This window comes from Acinetobacter sp. LUNF3, assembly GCF_022699605.1.
Lineage (GTDB): Bacteria > Pseudomonadota > Gammaproteobacteria > Pseudomonadales > Moraxellaceae > Acinetobacter > Acinetobacter johnsonii.
Window position 1 is genome coordinate 1,331,786 of sequence record NZ_CP093968.1, and the last position, 19,726, is coordinate 1,351,511.

Annotated in this window: 19 protein-coding genes; 12 read left to right on the forward strand and 7 right to left on the reverse strand. The window is 40.7% G+C overall.

Translation table 11 applies throughout. From position 1 onward, the window contains the following. Positions 1-77: 77 nt before the first annotated feature. The 11 genes from MN200_RS06565 (at position 78) to MN200_RS06615 (ending at position 12,805) form a co-directional block, all read left to right on the forward strand. On the forward strand, positions 78-539 hold the full coding sequence (locus tag MN200_RS06565) for a PH domain-containing protein (RefSeq protein WP_058869399.1): 462 nt from the start codon (positions 78-80) through the stop codon (positions 537-539). A gap of 84 nt (positions 540-623) precedes the next feature. Continuing rightward, positions 624-3,464 carry a tape measure protein gene (locus MN200_RS06570; protein WP_242760382.1) on the forward strand — a complete coding sequence of 947 codons (2,841 nt, stop codon included), beginning with the start codon at positions 624-626 and terminating at the stop codon, positions 3,462-3,464. After that, positions 3,464-3,877: a hypothetical protein gene (locus tag MN200_RS06575; RefSeq protein WP_242760383.1), complete on the forward strand. Its 414-nt coding sequence runs from the start codon at positions 3,464-3,466 to the stop codon at positions 3,875-3,877. The genes MN200_RS06570 and MN200_RS06575 overlap by 1 nt, the downstream gene beginning before the upstream one ends. After that, entirely contained in the window at positions 3,867-7,493 is a 3,627-nt protein-coding gene (locus MN200_RS06580; protein WP_242760385.1) for a hypothetical protein, read from the forward strand. Before MN200_RS06575 ends, MN200_RS06580 begins: the two co-directional genes overlap by 11 nt. Before the next feature lie 70 nt (positions 7,494-7,563). Beyond that, positions 7,564-8,880 (forward strand): hypothetical protein, encoded by a 1,317-nt coding sequence (locus MN200_RS06585; protein WP_242760387.1) that lies wholly within the window; start codon positions 7,564-7,566, stop codon positions 8,878-8,880. Continuing rightward, positions 8,880-9,173: a carboxypeptidase-like regulatory domain-containing protein gene (locus MN200_RS06590; protein WP_234303735.1), complete on the forward strand. Its 294-nt coding sequence runs from the start codon at positions 8,880-8,882 to the stop codon at positions 9,171-9,173. Before MN200_RS06585 ends, MN200_RS06590 begins: the two co-directional genes overlap by 1 nt. Further along, positions 9,170-9,568 carry a hypothetical protein gene (locus MN200_RS06595; RefSeq protein ID WP_234303734.1) on the forward strand — a complete coding sequence of 133 codons (399 nt, stop codon included), beginning with the start codon at positions 9,170-9,172 and terminating at the stop codon, positions 9,566-9,568. The genes MN200_RS06590 and MN200_RS06595 overlap by 4 nt, the downstream gene beginning before the upstream one ends. 14 nt (positions 9,569-9,582) lie before the next feature. Next, entirely contained in the window at positions 9,583-11,556 is a 1,974-nt protein-coding gene (locus tag MN200_RS06600) for a hypothetical protein (protein WP_242760388.1), read from the forward strand. Next, a complete protein-coding gene (locus MN200_RS06605) occupies positions 11,549-11,779 on the forward strand; it encodes a hypothetical protein (RefSeq protein ID WP_058869408.1) in 231 nt (76 codons plus the stop codon). The genes MN200_RS06600 and MN200_RS06605 overlap by 8 nt, the downstream gene beginning before the upstream one ends. 64 nt (positions 11,780-11,843) lie before the next feature. Continuing rightward, positions 11,844-12,215 carry a hypothetical protein gene (locus MN200_RS06610; RefSeq protein ID WP_087010935.1) on the forward strand — a complete coding sequence of 124 codons (372 nt, stop codon included), beginning with the start codon at positions 11,844-11,846 and terminating at the stop codon, positions 12,213-12,215. Positions 12,216-12,226: 11 nt separating this feature from the next. Further along, the gene (locus tag MN200_RS06615; protein ID WP_242760389.1) at positions 12,227-12,805 is read left to right on the forward strand and encodes a lysozyme; all 579 of its coding nucleotides are present in this window, start codon (positions 12,227-12,229) and stop codon (positions 12,803-12,805) included. Between the two features lie 127 nt (positions 12,806-12,932). On the opposite strand, the gene MN200_RS06620 is transcribed toward MN200_RS06615, so the two are convergent. The 5 genes from MN200_RS06620 to MN200_RS06640 all read right to left on the reverse strand — a co-directional run bounded on the left by MN200_RS06620 (position 12,933) and on the right by MN200_RS06640 (position 17,004). Next, on the reverse strand, positions 12,933-13,613 hold the full coding sequence (locus tag MN200_RS06620) for a hypothetical protein (protein WP_242760390.1): 681 nt from the start codon (positions 13,611-13,613) through the stop codon (positions 12,933-12,935). A 49-nt stretch (positions 13,614-13,662) separates the two neighbouring features. Then, a complete protein-coding gene (locus tag MN200_RS06625) occupies positions 13,663-14,364 on the reverse strand; it encodes a hypothetical protein (protein ID WP_242760391.1) in 702 nt (233 codons plus the stop codon). A gap of 36 nt (positions 14,365-14,400) precedes the next feature. Further along, on the reverse strand, positions 14,401-15,699 hold the full coding sequence (locus MN200_RS06630; protein ID WP_242760392.1) for a Y-family DNA polymerase: 1,299 nt from the start codon (positions 15,697-15,699) through the stop codon (positions 14,401-14,403). Beyond that, positions 15,696-16,262 (reverse strand): translesion error-prone DNA polymerase V autoproteolytic subunit, encoded by a 567-nt coding sequence (umuD, locus tag MN200_RS06635; RefSeq protein ID WP_242760393.1) that lies wholly within the window; start codon positions 16,260-16,262, stop codon positions 15,696-15,698. The genes MN200_RS06630 and umuD overlap by 4 nt, the downstream gene beginning before the upstream one ends. Before the next feature lie 91 nt (positions 16,263-16,353). After that, positions 16,354-17,004, reverse strand: a complete 651-nt coding sequence (locus MN200_RS06640; protein ID WP_242760395.1) for an SOS response-associated peptidase family protein — start codon at positions 17,002-17,004, stop codon at positions 16,354-16,356. Positions 17,005-17,067: 63 nt separating this feature from the next. Between MN200_RS06640 and MN200_RS06645 the strand changes: the two genes are divergently transcribed. Beyond that, positions 17,068-17,325, forward strand: a complete 258-nt coding sequence (locus MN200_RS06645; RefSeq protein ID WP_242760397.1) for a hypothetical protein — start codon at positions 17,068-17,070, stop codon at positions 17,323-17,325. A gap of 94 nt (positions 17,326-17,419) precedes the next feature. Here the strand turns inward: MN200_RS06645 and MN200_RS06650 are convergent, their stop codons facing one another. Together MN200_RS06650 and MN200_RS06655 are read right to left on the reverse strand one after the other, a co-directional pair. Then, a complete protein-coding gene (locus MN200_RS06650; RefSeq protein WP_242760399.1) occupies positions 17,420-17,953 on the reverse strand; it encodes a hypothetical protein in 534 nt (177 codons plus the stop codon). 3 nt (positions 17,954-17,956) lie between these two features. Next, positions 17,957-19,345: an AAA family ATPase gene (locus tag MN200_RS06655; RefSeq protein WP_242760400.1), complete on the reverse strand. Its 1,389-nt coding sequence runs from the start codon at positions 19,343-19,345 to the stop codon at positions 17,957-17,959. Positions 19,346-19,726: the final 381 nt, after the last annotated feature.

The window sequence follows — 19,726 nt, forward strand, 5'->3', positions numbered from 1 at the left end:
TAGATTTATATTGGTTGATAAAAAAGTTCGTCAAAAGTACTATGTCCAAGATTTTTAAAAACAAATAAGAGGGTGCAATGGGTAGCTATATTGAAGAGAATTTAGCAAGAGATGAAAAAATAATCATTAAGGCGCAAGTTACCTGGCTATCACAGTTTTGGTATCTATTATTTGGTGGGCTACTTATCCTATCTGCACTTGGTTCTAAAAGCGGGGTTCCTGTTTTTATTGGGTTAATCTTGATTGGAATTGCTGCGGTTCATGTTTTAACAACAGAATTAGCGCTTACTAATCGTCGAATCATTGCAAAATCAGGTTTGATTCGCAGAAACACAATTGAGCTAAAGGTAAATCGCGTTGAAAGTTTGGGTGTAAGTCAAGGCGTGCTTGGGCGAATTTTCAATTTCGGCTCTATTGTTGTGAAAGGCACTGGTGGATCTCATGCGCCAATCCCATACATTGCTCGCCCAATGGAGTTTAGACAACAGGTGAATAATTTCCTTGATGAGCTGGATGATAAAGATAAGCAAACTTCTTAAGTAAAAAGCACCTTAGGGTGCTTTTTAATGCCTAAATTTAACCACCTTCAGGTGGTTTTTTTATACCTGAAATTTGAGGTCTCAATGTCAAAGAATCTAACTTTCAAACTCATCATGGATGGTGATAACAAGGGGCTTGTTGCGGCTGCCAAGCAATCTGAACAAGTTGTATCTAAAGTTTTTGAGGCTATTAAACAAGAAGCAAACCAAACTCGATTGGCAACTAATAATGCTACACAGGGTATTGACCAGCTTGGCAAAGAATCTACCACAGCAGCGGTGGAGGTTAAAAAGCTTGATTCAGAGCTTGCAAATACCAATGTTGAATTAAGCAAAACAAATGCTGTGTCTAATGAAGCAACTAAGGGTATTAAGGGTCTAAAAACTGGATTTAGCTCGCTAGCAGGGGCAATGGCTGCATTAGGTATTGGCGTAAGTGCTTCAGAGCTTGCCAATCAAGCGGATGCTTATAAAAACTTAACGGCACGAATTCAAATTGCAGTTGGTGAGCATGGAAATATTCAAAAAGCCATGGATGATGTGATTGCTGTTTCACTTAAAACTAATGCAAATTTAGAGGCGACTGGTGGTCTATATGCTCGATTAACAAAAATTGGGCAGGAGATGAAGTGGCCGCAAGAGCAAGCTCTCGCACTAACCGAAGCAATTAATAAAGCTGTTGCTATTGGTGGTGGATCGGCAGCATCAAATGAGGCTGCAATTACACAGCTTAACCAAGCTTTAGGCTCAGGCGTTTTGCGCGGTGATGAATTCAACTCAATCATGGAGCAATCACCACGCTTAGCACAGGCAATGGCGGATGGTCTTGGTGTCACCACTGGTAAACTAAGGGAGATGGCTGGTGAGGGTAAACTAACTTCGGATATTGTAACCAAGGCGATTTTAAGCCAATCCAGCGCAATCACAAAAGAGTTTGATAAATTTCCAACAACTATTGGAAATTCTATAGAAAACCTTAAAACATCTTGGATGGTGTATTTAGGCGAGTTGGACAAAACTCATGGAATAAGCGAAAAAGCGGCAAACGCAATCAAATATTTGGCTGAAAACCTAGACCAAGTAGTGGGCACGCTAACACTTGCTGGGCAAGCATTTATTGCATATAAAGCATTAAATATAGCAAATGTATTCTTTGATAAAGCCGCAGGGGTTCGATCTGCATCGGCTGCTTTAACACAAGAAACCGCTGTGGTTATTGCCAACACGCAAGCTCAACTTGCAAATGCAGCCGCAACACGTGGCGCAGCAGCAGCCAAGACGCAACTTGCAACCAATTCGGCAACAGCGACCACATCAATAGCAACAACAAGTAGTTCAATTATGACGCTCGTGGGGCGTTTGGGTGCATTAGGTGTTGCGGTTACTGCGCTTGGTATTTTGGTGCCAACCGTAATTGAGCCTTTAGGCACAGCGATAGGTGAGGGCGCAGCCAATTTAATGGGTTATGGCGATGCTATTGAAAAGCTTGATCGCCAACTCGCAAATGAAGCTGCTCGGGCAAAAGTAGCCGCCGAAGTTAAAGCATCATTCGCAAAAGCCTCGGAAGATGCAGCGGCTAAAACTTATGGCTTAACAGTGGAGTCTAAAAAACTTGTCACAAATTTTGATGCTTTAATTAAAAAAGGTGAAGAGGCAATAGGCGCACTTGAGAAAGTTGCTGCCGCAATGCAGTTTAATTCAACTAAGGGGATCAATGATTCTGTAACAGCTTTAAACCTACTTAAAGAGCAGGGGAAAATAACTGCTGATGAGTTACAAGCGGCTTTAGGGCAAGCACTTACCGGCAAAGATTTACTGGTATTTCAAACCAATGCTAAGGCTGCCTTTGCTGGAACTGCACAAGAAGCCGCTAAATCCGCCGCAGTCATAGAAGCGGTTATGAAAGCTGCATTAGGGCGAACAGGTTTAGAAACTCAGCAACTCAAAGGCTCGTTTTCAAGCACTTTCCAATCTGCGAGCAATGACGTTCAAATAATTATTGATAACTTGGACACCTATAAGGCTCAGGGCGTTGATACAGGGCTGGCGTTGAGCGCAAATCTCAACAATGCAATCGACACAGCTCAGACGGGTGCTGAGCTTGATTATGCTAAAGGCAAACTTGTTGAATATGGGAAGCAGGGCTTAATTACTGGTGAGCAGGTAGCACTCGGTTTAAGCAAAATTGAACAAAAGATTGGTCAACTATCTGAAATTCTAAACCCAACACAAGCTGCTTTTAATGCCATGGGTGTTAAAACTCAAGAACAGTTAGATTCAGCAGCACATTCAGCACAGGCTAATTTTGAAGTGATTAGCAAAAGTGGTCAGGCAACTGCTGATGGCATTCAGCAAGCTTACAAGCTGATGCTTGATTCAACCATAGCGACTGGTGATAAGGCTAAAATTGCTGTTGCTCAGGCAAAAGCAGCAAGTCTTGGTCTACAAGTCCAACTCGACGCCACAGGCAAAGCCACCGTTACTAAACTGGGTGAGATCCAGCAAGCAGCAATCGAGACTCAGCGTACTGTCAGTCAAGTGAGCCAATCTACGGCACGAGAGCAACCTGAGATAAGCCCTGAGCAGCAGGCTACCAATGACCATTGGGATGATTTCAAGGCCAAGATGAAAGCGCGTACTGATGAGCTGAATGCCAAATCACAAGCACGTAGTTCAGGTGGTGGTAATGCTTCATTACTGTCGAATGGTGGTGATTCAACTCAGCAAATTCCATCAATGCCTGATGCCCCACTTATTGCGACTTCATTCGATATACAGGGAATTGAAAACATGCAACCGACTGAAAAGAAAGTGCTTGAATTGCAATCTGGTGGTAAAGCAGCAGAGCTACAAGGTACGCCTGAAGCCGTAGATAGTGTTGAAGAGATGCTTCGTGAATTTGAAATGCTTAAACGGAGTATGTAATGAAGTTAATTCGTAAAACTACAGGAGAAACCATCCAACTAGAGGATGGTTTTTTTTGGTCGGATGAAAACTGGTCTGAGATCGAGCAGAACCAGGAGTATGCCATTAGTGGTGCCTTGATTATCCAAGAGGGACGCAAGCAAGCAGGTCGACCAATCACCTTACAGCCAGCCAATAAAACGAAAGGTTGGATCAAACTGAGCGAACTGAACACGCTTCGTTTATGGCAAAACCTGCAGGAGCAATTCACGCTTCAGTTTGAGTGGCCACATGACCAGCGTGAGTTCAATGTGATTTGGAATCATAAAGACGGTGCACTGGAAAGCTCTACAGTCAAAGGCACCCCAGCAACATCACTTGATACTTATTTTAACGTCACCATGCGATTCATTGAGGTAAGCGATGACAATTGAAACCAATAATTTAAAGCTCCTTGAGTCAGAACGCATTCGTACAGATGCCGATGATGGCGGGGGTAAATACTCAGGCCGTGAAATTGTCGACGGTCAGAGTAATAACCTATTCAATGATATTTCAGAGATGGATCGAACCACGGGCCGTACTTCTATCCAAAAGATCTATGCTGCGGTGGATACTGCTGATACCGATGCTTTGATGGGTGCGACAGTATTCATCTCTCAGAATGCGCAAGATCCCAGTGTATCCGCCGTGTTATTCAGTACGGATAGCTGGACGGATGAGCGTAAAGAAGCGCAGAACCGCATTGAAAACTATAATGCCAAAGGCGCACAGATTGCCGGCACACCGTTGGACACGCATTGGAAAGGCATGAAGTCTCTACAAGTGGCCATGTTTCCGCAGGAGGCAGAGTCACCGATTGGGAAGTCAATTGTGCTGATTTCGAGTGAAGGTGAGCCTTTAGAATTAGAGCAATACCTACGTATTACTGAAGTATCGACACGAACTGCTTATGTGATGGTGGATGGCAAACAAGTTGAATATAAGATTGCCACTTATGGCCTTAGTGATGCATTGAAAGCCGATTTTGTGGGCTTGTCTGCAAAGCAATGGTATAGCGGTGAAAAAAGCACCACCATTATTCGTGACACGATTGTTGCGGATACTGGTAAGTACTATGCGAGTGCCAATCTAAAAGAAGCTGCTCAGGTTGGGGATTATTCTGTGGTCGCACAAGATGTGTATACGCAGTTGGTTCCATCCGCACAGACAGAAACTCCTATGGTGAATATCAATGCTGCAGGTGATTCTGTAGCCTTGGTTAAAGCTAAAGATGGAGTACTGGTCAAGACTTTCAGCAACGTCACCATTAGTACTGTTTCAAGTTTGTATATTGGCTCATCGATCATGCCGAAATCAGTCGAATTTAGCTTGTTTGGCTCAGCGATTACCGACGTCGGTGGGGAGCTGAAAAATACATCAGGTACATCCATTGGAACAATTAACTATCAGAATGGTTCCATCGTCTGGAATTCAAACGCAATCGAAGGAACAACGAATCTTGAGATTAGTTTTTTGCCTGCAGCAGCTGTAACAGCACCTGTTGAGTCGGAATCAATCTATGTGAATCAAGAGAATAGTGGTTTTACATGGTTGCGCAATCTTGTACCGCTGCCTTCACCTGGTACTCTGCAGGTATCGTTCTTGGTCCAGAATCAAGTCTATACACTTCGAGATAATGGCGCAGGGCAATTACGCGGTTCTGATTCGTCCTTTGGTTCAGGAAGCATCGATTACGATACGGGCACCATGTCATTAACGACAGGTGAACTCGCCGACGTTGGCAGTGCAATCCTGCTGACGTGGAGCAATATGATCACGGCTCAGGAGCGCTCAGGATTAACGATTAATAAAGCTTATGTCGAGATCCCTGTAAATGATTCGATTGTGGCAGGTAGTTTAGCTGTCAATTGGCTACTGAATGGTGTGGCCAAGTCTGCAACCGATAACGGTCAAGGACAATTTATAGGCGATGCCACAGGAACCATTGATTATGCGGATGGCATGGCCAAGCTGATGCCGATCTTGTTACCCAATGGTGGTACCACGTTCAATGTATCAGGTCAGAAAGGGTCTAAGTCTTCAGTTCAGGTGAATGCAGTACCGACCAGTGGCAGCATCTCATTTGAATTGGACAATGGTTCGGCGGAACTCATTCCTAAGTCTGTGAAGGTGCGTGTACCCGTCAAGTATATGAACTACTTAGGTGAGGTAGAGTTGCATGATATGCCGATTGATGCGACCACAGGGCGTTTAATCAATGGTGCAGGCCAGCAACAAGGGACGATCAACTATACATCTCGCACGATGAATATCACTCCAAGCACTACACTTGAAGCGATCGAACGCGAGAAGATTATGCAGCCATTTTATGGCAAATATAATACCAACCAAGAAGCAATTGCCGCTGGTATGCTGGGGATGACCATTAAGTATGAAAATACCAGTGAGACGTATACCTTAAGCCTAAATGAAGTAGCGACGGCTGTGACAGTGAGTGTGTCCTATCGAGATAGTTCAGTCGCTGCTTCTTGGTCAGACATAGTGATTGGATCTGTGTTAAAAACGGATTTAACCGAAGGCTTTGCTGAACAAATTCTTGCAGGTTCGGTACGATTCACGCTGGCCGATTCAACCTATGTTGATAAACTCGGCTCACTTTATCGCAATCCGTCGGTGACCACTGGTGTGGGGACTGTTTCGGGTCAAATTCATTATGGTAATGGTGCTATAGAGCTATCTGCATGGGATGTGGAAGGTGAAAATAACCCTATGCTTGAAACATTGGTCACTCAGCTTGAAAAGGTTCAGACCAATCAAGTGTCATACCGTGCACCAATGATCCCAATCCGGGCGCAGTCCTTAACTTTGTCCGCCACCAAGGTGGAAGGCGGTGTACTGAATATCACGCCTGATGGTTCGGGTACGATCGATACAGTGGACTGTGATGGTTTCTTTAACTTTGACCAAGGCTATGGCCAGTTTGTTTTTCGTCAAAAGGTTGAAGTGACCAGTACCAACCGTGCTGAAATTATGGCGCAGGATTGGTATGTGGCTGAGCTGGAATATACCAAGGATGGTAAGCAGTGGATTCACAAGCCCATCATGGTACTGCCTGAAACCATCAAATACAGCGCAGTCGGTTACAGCTATATCCCGATTGATGCTGAACTTCTGGGCTTATCTGCGGTACGTTTACCGATTGATGGTCGGGTGCCGATTTTCCGATCGGGTGAAATTGGGATCGTGAGTGCGAGCAAATCACAGGAATTGCCTGATTATATTGCTGGCCAAACCTATCCATTGAACGATGTACGGATCTCTTGGTGTGAACTTGAGGATGCTGATGGCATTAAGATTCCATTTGATATGTACACGGTGGACTATGACTACGGCAAAGTGACTTTAAACGGTGATTTTGCCTTAGGTAATTTAACTGGACCACTGACTGCAAAGTATCGCTATCAAGATATGGGTTTGGTGCGCGATGTTAAAATCAATGGGCAAATTACCTTCACTAAACCACTGACGCACAATTATGATCCAACCAATACGATCGTGGGCTCAGTGTTGGTGATTGGTGATATGAAAGCCAGATATACACGACTGTTTGTTCAAGGGACATGGAGCAGTGAGTGGAGTGATGAGCCCGTGGGTGAGCCTGTATCAGCTAATTATAACGATACTTTTTACCCCGTTGATGTCACGAACAAGGGCAGTATTCAAGAGCGCTGGTCACTGGTATTCACGAGCAACACGACATTTCGAATCATTGGTGAGATTTCGGGTTTTATAGGAACCGGAGAGACAAATTCTCACTGCTCCCCAATCAATCCCACCACGAATGCTCCATATTTCACTATAAAGAAGGAAGGTTGGGGTAGTGGATGGGCAAGTGGTAACGCACTTCGCTTTAACACCATTGCAGCCAATCATCCGATTTGGGTGATTCGTACGGTGAAGCAATCGGAACCTACCGTATTGTCTGATTCGTTTCAAATCATGCTACGTGGTGATATTGACCGCATTATTCAAAGCATAGCTGCTTAATTTTTAATTCAAATATGACCGCCTCGGCGGTCTTTTTTATGGGTAAAAGGCCATGGTAACAAATAAGACAGTGAAGTTTTTTACATCAGACAACAGTAATGCACCTCAATTGCAAAATGCTTCAGGCTCATTGATCACTTTGCTTGATGCTTGCTTAGTGACAGGTATTCAGGTGGGGGTTATTAACTCACTCTCTAGTACTGGACTTGAGGCAACTGCTATATTTGGATTACCTCATAACCTTAAAAAATATCAGGTCGTCAGAGTGAGTGGTGCAACACAGGCTGAATACAATGGCGACTTTAAAATTAAGCAAGTGGTCAATGCAACGACCATTAAGTTTGAATTGAATAATGTGGCGAGTGTTGCGAATGCCTCGGGTGCGATTAATTGCATGCTTGCACCATTAAATTGGGATAAGCCTTTCTCGAGTTCAACAGCATTAGGAGGAGGGCGTGCTGCATATCGTTCAAAAGATGAAACTTTGCCAAATCGCCCCTATTTACGTGTGGTTGATGAGCGTATCTCAAGCTACGGCATTAATTACGCCAAATATGCAAAAGTAGGTATCGTTGAGGAGATGACCGGGATTGATGTGATGCAAGGTGTACAAGCCCCTTATAATGCATCAGCCACAACACGAAACTGGAATCCAACGGGGAGTGGAGTCAATATAAAGAATGGTTGGGCCAAATGGTATTACTACACACTGGGAGAATACAACGTCGACTCAACGAGCTTAGTTGATTACGAGACAGAAAATAGATCTTGGATGGTGATTGGTACAGGGTCGGCATTTTATATTCTCAATGGTGTTGATAATCAAAAAAATATTTCTGATGAAGAAAAAGAGTTAGCATTTTGTTATGGGTTTGGAGCTTTTAACCCTATAGCAGATGATGATTTATTTACGCATTATTTATTAGCAAGTAATGCTTGGGAGATTGCCCAAGGTGCTCAATATCGAATGGAATCTTATACACGAGATGTGGTGCTTGGGTCTGAAGACTACGCTAACACAACATCAGGTCGTAGTGTTTTTTTGCAGAGAGGTTATAAAAAATCTGCGTACGCTCAAGCAACTTGTCGCAAGGTAACACTAGAACCTGGAACCAATACAGTAAGCGGGGGTTCTACTTCTTACGTAGTAAACTCTGATGTGTTTGGTGGTGTGGTTATTCAAACCCCTTTGGTACTTGAAGTCACAGCATCATCCCAAGCGCATCCACGTGGTTTTTTACCCCTGATTAAGACGATTCCCCATAAAGCCCATTACAACAACGTACAGTTAATAGAAGAGGGTGACTTAGTACTTCTAACAAAGCATGTCCGTGGGACAAATAGTATCCCGCTAGGCGTTGTGTTATTTGATCTAGGAGAGCAATAGTGGGTATCAAGATTGATCAAACGACCACAGTTCGATTTAAAGATAATATTGCTTTTAAGACTTTCGACTTTCAAACGATTCAAGGGCAGGTAACCGAAAAATCAGTGCCTATACCTTGTCGTGTTCGATTATTTGAAAGAAAGTCAGGTTTGTTATTTGCTGATGTCTTAACAGATGATCAGGGCCATTATCAATTCGGAAACTTAAGTAATGAGTGCTCATATTATATTGTGGCACATCATCCTAAACTTAAATTTAATGCAGTCATTCAAGATAATGTGGTGCCAAAATGATACAAATTTCAAAAAAAGCGGGAATTGTGGCACTTCAAGCCCATGCTGAATTTTTAGATCGTGGGGCTGGTGCTGCATATTTTGCGTATTACAGTGGTGCCAAACCTGCCAGCACGGAAGTGGCTGCAAACCCATCGAATTTACTTTGTGTACTGCCATTACCTGAGCCATGCATTAAACAGGTTCTGGTGGATGGTATAGAGCTATATGAAACCGAAGCAGCACTAGCCACAAAATCAGGTACAGCCGTATGGGCGCGCTTATATAATGGCGATGATGAAGCATATGCAGATTTTGGTATAGGAACTGCTGGTACTGACATTATGCTGAATAGTGTCAATATTGCACTTGGCTCAAGTCAAAAGATTGATAGCATTATCTTAAAACCATATTGATTTAGAGGTGGTTAATGTCTTACACACCACCTGACGCACATGACGTCATACTTAATTTTGAACAGCCTTCTACAGCAATAGACAGCCACAATTTGGCTTTAAATTTTAACGATTCCTTAGATCAGTTAAATTTTCTAAATGCTGAAATTGATACTCGTATTCAAGTACAACTGAGGGGCTCGAATACAGAGTTAGAAGTAAATAGTGGTACATTGCACAGTACTATTAACACTTCGATTAATGCGGATATTACTGGAACCAATCAGGACAATGTAGATAATCACGGCACAATCTTGGCAACAATTAACCCCTCTATTCAGTCTGATATTTTGGGTTTGAATGATATCAATCATATAGTGGGGGTATCTCTTGTCTCAAGGCTGAAATATCGGAAAGCCTTCACAAGATTAGGCCATGTAGAAATACCATGGACCAAGCCTATTTTAAGGGTGTCAAATGACACCTTTTTTTACGACCGTAGTTTAGTCATTAATCATGCTACAGAGCTGGGTTTTGAGCGTGGACTAACTTTATCTGAATCTATCTATAGTGCTTTTGACCAGGGCTTAAAGCTCAGTCGTAACCAAGGGGGGCGCTGGCAAGAAAATCTAAAGATTCGAATTGCGCGTGATTTGTATTTTGATGAATCAATTAAGCTTCGATTGAACCGTGAATTGTCGCATCAGGAGATGATCCGTAAACGCCGCAATATCTCGTTTTCACATCAAGTCGCGCATGTCTTTGAAAAGCGCTTCAGCTTTGATTGGGACAAAGGCTTAGAGCTGGTCACACAAGATGTAATCTCTTGGGATAAAGCCAAATCTATCCACTATCGCAAGCATCCGATTGAACCGTGGCCAGAGCCTGAAATTCCTCAGTATGAAGGTACAGGCGATCTTAATTTCGTATGCCTATGTCATGAAGTGGATTCGCATGATGTTGTTCTCAACTTCGGTGCTGATGATTGCATACCCGGCATACCGAATCGTAATTGGTGGTACATATTGAATAGTTTATCTGTGACGCGCCTAGACAATGGCGAGGAAATAAATGTACTGGATGGAAACTACAGTACAGATCGCAGTTGTTGGTGTTGGTCATATAGTTTGACTGTACCTGCATCCGAGATTGGCAAACTGGAACCGATCAATGGTCAACCTGTGATTTTAAGAATTATAGTGAATGGTACCGAGCATCAAATGTTGCTTGAGAACCGCAGACGTTCTCGTAAATTTACCCAAGATACTTATACATTGATTGGTCGCAGTCAAACGGCATTACTGGCAGCACCGACTGCGCCATTACGCTCATTCTTACAAGAGAATGAGCGCACCTCAGTCCAGTTGTGCCAAGCAGAGCTTGATCGCGTGTTTAGCGATACGGTACTGGATTGGCAGTTGATCGATGCATTGGGATGGATCGTTGAACGTGAATGCTTAAGCTATTCAAACTTAGCGCCAATCGATGCCATTAAGATGGTGGTTGAAAGTGGCGGTGGGTTTATTTATAGCGAAAAGGGTAGCAATATGCTGACCATTAAGTCGCTTTATAAAAAGACCTTTTGGGATGTGTTGTCGATCGCTGAATATGATCGTTTATTGCCTGATTCTGCAGTGGTGAGTCAATCGACCGATTATCAAATCTATCCGGATTACAATGGCATCACACTGACCAATGATCGTAAAGCATTAGTGGCTCAAGTGAAACGCACTGGAACCAGTGCCGATACCTTACTTCAGCCTGAAAACAATCCACTATTTAACCATGTCAGCATGGGGGCATATGGTAAAGCTAAGCTTGCTAAAGCGGGAATGGTTGAAACCCATACCTACAGTATGCCGATTTCACCTGAAGTAGGTGAATGTGTACCAGGAGAGGTGTTGGCATTTAATGCAGAATGGTGGGGCATTGTAGATAGTGTCAGTGTTTCGTTCAGTCATGCGGTGGTCAATCAAACTGTGAAAGTGGAGCGTGTGAATCGTGAGTAATGCATTACAGCGTTTAATTGATTTACTGCCTACAGCTGCAGAGTTTGTAGGAACCATTACCAGTGTGGATCATCCCAATTACAAAGTGTTGGTGGTGGGTGGATCAGGCTTAAATCTGGTCACCAGCTCAACCCGCTATAACTTAGGAGCATCTGTATTCGTATCTGATGGTGAGATTAAACGACTCGCACCATTGGGTGAAGTAATTCAAATAGAAGTTTAAGTTTTTAAAAAGTATATGGCGCTCATTGAGCGCTTTTTTATTGCCAAAAAATTAGGAGTGGTCTATGAATGACCCTTTAAGCATCAAGGGCCTACCATGGCTTTTTAAAATTATAGCTGCAGTGGTTGGGGCAATCTTTGCCCTGACATTATCAGGGGATATCGACACTGAAGGGCGCATTAAAATCACCATGGGTGTGATTATGAAGTTCACATTTAGTGTGGCTATTAGCCTCTATGGTGGTTCAGCATTCATTGAATATTATGGTTGGCATGTCTATTCACATATGACCCAAGGTTTTGTGATGTTAATCTTTGCAATTTTTGGAATGTTGTTAATTGGCATCTGGTATCAAGCAATCCAGCTGTTACGTGGTAAAACCATTGGTGAATTAATCTTTGAAATTCGATCAGCATTTAAAGCGATGTTTAAGTGAGTAAGTGAAAAATGAAACAGATATTTGATTTTTTAAGAAAGATCAGTGGTGGAACACTTACTCAAAAGCAAGTCGATGCTGCCAACCAAGTGATTGCAACAGCTACAGATTCTGCTGTGGCAGATATGTTGGGTATTGCGATCGACCAAATGGTGGTTAGTCTTTTTGGTGTGGATCTCATCTGTGGTTTTGAAGGAAAGCGACTTACTGCCTATGACGATGGGGTGGGAGTATGGACGATTGGATTCGGTACCACGGTTTATCCGAACGGCATCAAAGTCAAGAAAGGTGATACCTGTACTGAAGCACAAGCTAAGACATACATGGCACATGATTTAAAGAAGTTTGAATCTGCTGTAAATAATGCGGTGAAGGTGCCACTGAGCCAAAATCAGTTTGATGCACTGGTATCCCTTGCCTACAACATTGGAACTGGTGCATTTAGCAAATCGACTTTAGTTAAAAAGCTGAATGCCAATGATATTCACGCTGCAGCAGATCAGTTCGATGCATGGGTGAATGCGGGTGGTAAGCGCATGCATGGTCTTGTTAATCGTCGTGCTAAAGAAAAGGCTTTGTTTCTATCATGATCAAAGCGCTAATGCTGTGCATCCTGCTTTCAGGCTGCACAGCACATTCGATTTCGACAAAAGTACATGTCACTGTATGTGTGCAGTGTGTGCATTGAAAAAACCCTCAAGTGAGAGAATTTAAATATTATCGTCTCGTTAATGACGAGTAGTACTCGGATAAATAATCTGGCAGATTTAATACGATTTCTCTGTATAGCTCTATCAAATCTCCTGAGTCTACTTTAATTTTAACTTTAGGATAAGATTCAAGATAACCAATAACGGGGTTAGGTTCTGAAAAGACTTCATGTAATTCCCTCAAAATGTCTACACTTTCTTTTAATCTATGTAAGTGTTCTTTTTCATGAGGTATATTAATTTTAAAATTAAACTGGTAAGCCTTTAATAATCCGGCTAAATCATCAATATCATCTAAAATTTTATTCACTAAATTTTGATAATTGTTAGCAAACTCATCCCCATTATTTAAGCCGGTATAAAAAGGTTTTTGAGTTTTCATAAACAAAGTAAAAGCATCTATGTTTCTCTTCATACGTCTTGTTAGTGTAACGATTTCGTTTTGCTCTGAAGATATTTTTGAAAAAAAATGAGGCTCTTTCCAATCTGTATATAAATAAGCAGCTACGATTGCAGCCACTAAAGTAGTAACTCCACCAAAGTAGCTTCCTGTGGTGTTAAGCGCTGACTCCGCAGGTTTGTTTCCTGTTGAATATTGATAAAAAATCCAAAAAATAATAAGAAGAAAAATAAAAGAAATTATTAAACTAACTAGGATACTGAAAGCGAATGGCTTAATTCTACTCATAAAATTCCAACCAAAATTTGAGTGATACTTTTAACTAATATGTGAGAGCTTAACTTTTCGCATTATTTTCAACTTTGAGGGAGTCTATTATATTTGAGCAGTCAATGTCATTTATCATATTTTGTAAATCCAAATAACCAACCTCCAATCCTGAACAGTATGCGGAAAATGTATTTAAATCCATATTTCTCAATTGGTTATCAGATATTTCTGTTAGTTTTTCTTGATAATATTGTATATTTCTATTTATCATATTCATTGAGTTTGACGCGCGTCCATACTGTTTCAATTTTCGACATAAGTCATCGTAATTTATCTCAATCTCTTGAATTTTCTGCAAGATTTTTTCTCTCTCATTTTCATATGAATCTAAGCCGACCAAAGGTGTGGAAAGCTGTTCAGCAAGTGCATACTGAAATAAATTTGACTCTAAATGACTACAGCTTAGTCGGTATGCTGAAACAGCTTCACAAAATAACTCATATTGTTCCAGCACCTTAAGTCTAAACACGTTTGTAACTTCTTTATTATGCTGCTCCCTCCAGTCATTGAATAATTGAGTAGCTATGTAGGCTGCAATTAGTGCTGCTATTCCACCAAAAAAATTAGACGTCAAAGATATAGAGTCTTTTAAAATTGAAATTTTGTTTCCGTCAATATTATTTAAGGTATAAAAGATCAAGCCGAATAAGTAAATTGTAGAGATGGTGGCTGCAAGGAATATAGTTGATGCGAGTCTAGATATTTTCATGATGATTAATAAAGATTTTTTTGATCTTATAATTAACTAATTCTCAATAGTCAACATTCCATCCCAGCTAAAATAATCCCTTGTCAAACTCCCTCGACTCATCGACCAGCCCCGATTCGGCAATTTGCATGGTCCGATCGCAAGCTTCTTATCTCCAAACCTTTCCTTTACACCTTCCATTGCAAGCTGCAGCTTCTCATTTCGTTCTATGGATTCAACATCACTGAGTAGGTCGGGAATATAGGCTGCCTTGTTCTCAATACACGTTAAAATCACACCGCATTTTTTAAATTCAACACCTTCTTGAAACAGTTCATCCATTTGCTTCATCACAGCTTTATTCATCACTGCAGCAGAGTCGGTAGGTTCAGCAAAGCCAACGCTGATTGATTTCTTATAAAACGGTTTATTCTTATCAAATGGATTGGACTCAGCAAAAGCAATCACACAACCACATAAGCTTTTATCTTCACGTAGACGTTTAACTGCTGACTGCAGGTAATCACTCATTGCCTCAGACAAAGATTCTTTATCCGTTACACGTTGGCCAAACGACCTCGATGAGATGATTTGTTTTTTAGCGGGTGGGGCATGTTCAATTTCAATGCAAGAAATGCCTTGCAACTCAGCTACAGTCTTGGCCATAACAATTGAAAAGAGTTTTTTCATATTGCGTGGCTCGGTTCGGGTGAGATCCTGAACGGTATGCACACCCATAGCATGGAGTTTCTTACTGTGCTGTCGACCAACTCCCCAAACCTCAGAGACATCGATCAAACTAAAAAAGTAATCCTTATGTTTTGGGTCCATTGATACCAAATTGCAGACACCTGAAAAGCGTTTGGCTTTCTTGGCCATATGGTTGGCAATCTTGGCTTCAGTCTTACTACGACCAATTCCAACCGATACAGGCAAGCCGATCCACTTAGCAATACGTTCGCGCATGTCTTGAGCGTATTCAGTTAAATCGAATTTATGCTCATATGCGGTGAGATCTAAAAAGCATTCATCGATCGAATAAATCTCATGCTCTCCTGGTGCAACATATTCGGCAAGGATGCTGTGAAAGCGCTTAGACATTTCAGCATAGACTTTATAGTTACTCGAAAGCACTTCTACATTGTGCTTCTCAACAATGTCTTTGATTTGGAATAGGGGCACACCCATTTTAATACCAAGATCTTTAGCTTCCTGTGAACGTGCAACTGCACAACCATCATTGTTTGAAAGCACAATGACTGGTCTATTATTCAACTTTGGATTGAACACACGCTCACAACTGACATAACAATTGTTTACGTCAATTAAGGCATAGATCTTCTTTTCGCTTCTCATCTGAAGCTCTTTAGAACGCGGGTGACAACACCCCAAATAATGAACTCTTGCCCTTCACTGAAATGAATGTCGTCATAGTCTGGATTTTCAGCTTTTAGCCAACACACTCCATTTTCCTCACACATGAGACGCTTTACAGTGAACTCATTGTCGACCAGTGCAATCACAATGTCCCAATGCTTTGCTTCAAGACTACGGTCGACAATCAACTCATCCCCAATATCGATACCAATATTGATGAGTGATAGTGAATTAACACGCACGATAAACGTAGCAGCTGGATTCTTTATCAGGTGCTCATTAAGGTCTAGAGTCTTATCAACATGATCTTGAGCAGGGGAAGGGAAACCCGCTTGAACTCGCTCAGTGGCCAATGGAATAGCCATATGTGTGACGGGGTCAACTTGGCGTATGTGATCGATTTCAGGATCAGCTCTAGCCTTCTTGAGAAAGGCTTTAATTTCTAAAACAGACGAGTTTGGCACACGGATGAGCGTGGTCAATTCTGAGCGTTTTCGCCCTGCACCGGGTCTCACACCACCATGGTTTTTGATATCGTTCATAGCCAAACTTGATTTCTGTAACAGATTTCAAGATTGTAGATTTTGGTCAAAATAAATTCAAATTTAAAAGCTGTGGATAATCAATGCACCTTCAAATTAAATTAGGTTGAGCACCATTTTCGGATAAGCGGGATTTAGGGAAGGTGATGTACTCATCCTGCATCTCAAAGAAGAACTCATGTGCCTCTTTAAAGCTGCAATTCAGCCACTCTTCGCGGCATTCGTCAGGGATTACGATGATAGAGCGCTTCTCATCTTTGGGCTTATGGAATTGCTTCATGAAAGGGTGTTGGTCTGCATTGATGGTGAGCATACTCATCGATCGGATTTGCTCTCCATCGATTACTGCATTCTCGTATATGGCTGCCACGGTAAAAGGCATACCATCCTCACGTGCAATCCCATACCAGTGAGATTTACCGTCAACGTATTTTGGTTCAAAGATGGTTTCGACAGGAATTAAACCAAATTGAGACTTATGCCAAGCCTCCCTAAAACTGGGCTTCTCGGCGACCGTTTCTGTCCGAGCATTGTAGGTGAATTTGCCGAAGCTTTTCTCCTTTGCCCACTTAGGAATCATTCCAAAATTAACCAATCGCCATTCTAGCTTTCCGTCATTAGAAAAGATCAAAGGTGAGGGGAAGTTCGGAAAAATGTCTTCAGGGAACTCCAACTGATCAGGTTCAGGGAGATCTAGTAGAAATGCACGGTTCTTTCTGATCGCTTCAAAGTTTGCGCACATAGACTTATCCTAGTTTATTCTTTATGATCATCGCACAAATAATAACCCAACCAAGAATAAAAAATGATTTCAAAACAATTTAGGATCGTCAATGGAATACTCGCAGTCATTGGCATTGCTGCATTCATCTTTTTCCAGTATCAAATGAGACCTGACACGCTTGGTGGCTTCAAGGAAGGAACAGAAGAGTATTACGGCTATCAATACGCACGTGATAACAACCTAAAGAGTGCGGATCAATGCGATGATGAAAAGGATGATCCCGAGATGAATATTAATGAGGTATTTATTAAAGGGTGCAACGCGTATTTTAGGAAATGAGTATCTGACGCACTGTATTGATAAAAAGCCCTCTAAGTGAGGGCTTTGAATTTAATGAGTTGTGTAGTCTGAGTTAGAAGTATTTGCTAATGGATTAACAGGGTCTTTTTGGTAGATTAGAAAAATTATTTTGAGCCATACTATCAAATTCAATTAATTGATTAATGAGAGGGCTTGTCCAAAAGTTAAATGCAGAACTTAGTGAACTCAGTTTATCAGATATTTTTTGCTCGCAGAGAAAACGACTCTTAAATTCACGTTGGTTCCTTGCATTAAATGTTAAAAATAGTAGGCTAGATTTAATACTTAAAGAGTATATCAATTCCTCTTCAAAGTTCTTGTGTTGCTGTAAGAGTCTGATTTTAAACCCTTGTCTCTTAAGAAAAGAAACATTTTCTTTAAATTTAGATAGTAAAGTGGGATTAGAAATTAGAATATCAGAGTCAAACACAATATTAATAAATGTCCTCTTTTTCTGAGATGGTAAAACAGCCAAAGTTTTTTTGAGTTGATCTACGCTTTTCTCGCTTAAGTCAAGGATTATAACTCTACCTATTAGGTTTGATGACTTGATAAAGTGTTGCTCACATTGACCTTCAACAAAATAATATTCGAAAGAGTTATTCAAAACTTAATCTCCCATTAAAAGATCATCTAGGAGTCGAGTATCAGGCAATGTTCCTAATACATCATTTTTAATATAGTTAACTATTGAACGATCATTTTTCTTAAAGAATTGTTCTGCCCTAATAAATTGTGAGTCAAAACTATCATCCTTCCTTATAAACAAATAGCTATGAATTGGTAAATTCATATCTAATACGTCATAATTATGTGTTGTATAAAAAAATTGGCTATATCTATTCATCTTTTGAAGTATTAAATTCACAATATTTCTCTCAATTTCGGATTGGACATATGACATACCCTCATCCAAGAAGAAAGTGCATCCACGTTTATTTTTTGTGGACAATACGAGTGAAACAAAATTTGCTATTTTAATAGATTCATATGTGCCTAAAGAAAAAAAATGTTTATTTTGTAGAACTTGACCATCATTACTAATGTAGATTTGATTACCATTATAGAAATTTGCAAAAAAACCATTGTCATTTTGTTTCCCGTCTTGGTGCGCTTCCTGAACCGATAAAATACTTGGGTCAAACGTTTTTAGCACCGCTTCGAGTGTATCTTTAGTAAGGCTTGCCTTATTATTAAGCAAAACATCATCATTGTGATCGTTGTATAAAAAATTCCAATGATTCGTCAGGTTTAGACTTTGGAATTTAAAAACTTTTTCTAAATAATCTTTTTGGTTTGGCTTATCATTAATTGTGTCAATGAAGAATGTCTGTCTAGCTTTATGTTGTTTAAAAGGCATTTCATCTAATAAGCCACGAAGTGTTTCTACACTATCAATTTTTTTAATTTCGATTGCCTTATAACAGAAATTATAAGTAAGTTTTAAATGCTCAGGGTCATTATTATCTCTCGAAACTATAACTTTTAAGCGATGATAAAAATCATAAACTTTCTCACTATCCTCAACTTTTGAGCAATCAATAGTTTCAGGATCTGGGTTCCTATCAATGAATTCAACCTCAAATTCAAGGACATCATCATTTTCCCTAAAACCCTGGTAGAAAAATTTTGACAGTTCACCTTTAGAGATAAAGTTCCTAATAGCAACAAGAATTTTGGCGAATGATGTCTTTCCAGTAGCGTTTGCTCCAGAAAGAATTATTACTCTTTTGAATCGAATGTTCTCAAAATTCTCTAAGTACTCAAAAGGGACAGTTGAATCAACGATTCTTCTTGGATAGCTTAGATCTAGAGAGCAGTCTTTAAAACTGTACCAGTTCTTTAGTGAAATTTTAGTGATGATCAATTTAATATTTTCCATTTTTTGGAACTTATACACTATACCATGCTTAATAGATACAGTGAAAAAATAACAGATCAATTGAACATATTGTATATAGAATGGGGTCGCATAGAGCCATTGACTAGCTGTATCCATGAATCTCCAATACTGTCTAAACCAATGTTTAGAAGTGAAAGAACTAATGTGCCAAAATAATGAGAGAATTGAGATGTGAGGCTTTTGCCTTTAAAATCTATAACTTATTTATAGGCGCTATTGAATGATTTATAGCTTTATTATTTGAAACTAAGTGAATGGATTAATTTCCTAATTTCTTCTCAATGAAGCACTTCACCACAGCCTCAATAGCTGTATCACCAACTTGTTCAGCTTTCCTACTATCCGCACGTGGACCAATTTAAAATGCAGTCCTTCTTGAGTATGATCTCACTAAGCTAATTTTTTCTTTCCCTATCAGCTTTACACATAATTCCCAATCGATCACTGGCGCTGAATGTACTTTAATTGCTTTTGCTA

Coding starts and splice junctions, on each gene's coding strand:
- MN200_RS06565 (WP_058869399.1), top strand. CDS start 78: ATGGGTAGCTATATTGAAGAGAATTTAGCAAGAGATGAAAAAATAATC.
- MN200_RS06570 (WP_242760382.1), top strand. CDS start 624: ATGTCAAAGAATCTAACTTTCAAACTCATCATGGATGGTGATAACAAG.
- MN200_RS06575 (WP_242760383.1), top strand. CDS start 3,464: ATGAAGTTAATTCGTAAAACTACAGGAGAAACCATCCAACTAGAGGAT.
- MN200_RS06580 (WP_242760385.1), top strand. CDS start 3,867: ATGACAATTGAAACCAATAATTTAAAGCTCCTTGAGTCAGAACGCATT.
- MN200_RS06595 (WP_234303734.1), top strand. CDS start 9,170: ATGATACAAATTTCAAAAAAAGCGGGAATTGTGGCACTTCAAGCCCAT.
- MN200_RS06600 (WP_242760388.1), top strand. CDS start 9,583: ATGTCTTACACACCACCTGACGCACATGACGTCATACTTAATTTTGAA.
- MN200_RS06610 (WP_087010935.1), top strand. CDS start 11,844: ATGAATGACCCTTTAAGCATCAAGGGCCTACCATGGCTTTTTAAAATT.
- MN200_RS06615 (WP_242760389.1), top strand. CDS start 12,227: ATGAAACAGATATTTGATTTTTTAAGAAAGATCAGTGGTGGAACACTT.
- MN200_RS06620 (WP_242760390.1), bottom strand. CDS start 13,613: ATGAGTAGAATTAAGCCATTCGCTTTCAGTATCCTAGTTAGTTTAATA.
- MN200_RS06625 (WP_242760391.1), bottom strand. CDS start 14,364: ATGAAAATATCTAGACTCGCATCAACTATATTCCTTGCAGCCACCATC.
- MN200_RS06630 (WP_242760392.1), bottom strand. CDS start 15,699: ATGAGAAGCGAAAAGAAGATCTATGCCTTAATTGACGTAAACAATTGT.
- umuD (WP_242760393.1), bottom strand. CDS start 16,262: ATGAACGATATCAAAAACCATGGTGGTGTGAGACCCGGTGCAGGGCGA.
- MN200_RS06640 (WP_242760395.1), bottom strand. CDS start 17,004: ATGTGCGCAAACTTTGAAGCGATCAGAAAGAACCGTGCATTTCTACTA.
- MN200_RS06645 (WP_242760397.1), top strand. CDS start 17,068: ATGATTTCAAAACAATTTAGGATCGTCAATGGAATACTCGCAGTCATT.
- MN200_RS06655 (WP_242760400.1), bottom strand. CDS start 19,345: ATGGATACAGCTAGTCAATGGCTCTATGCGACCCCATTCTATATACAA.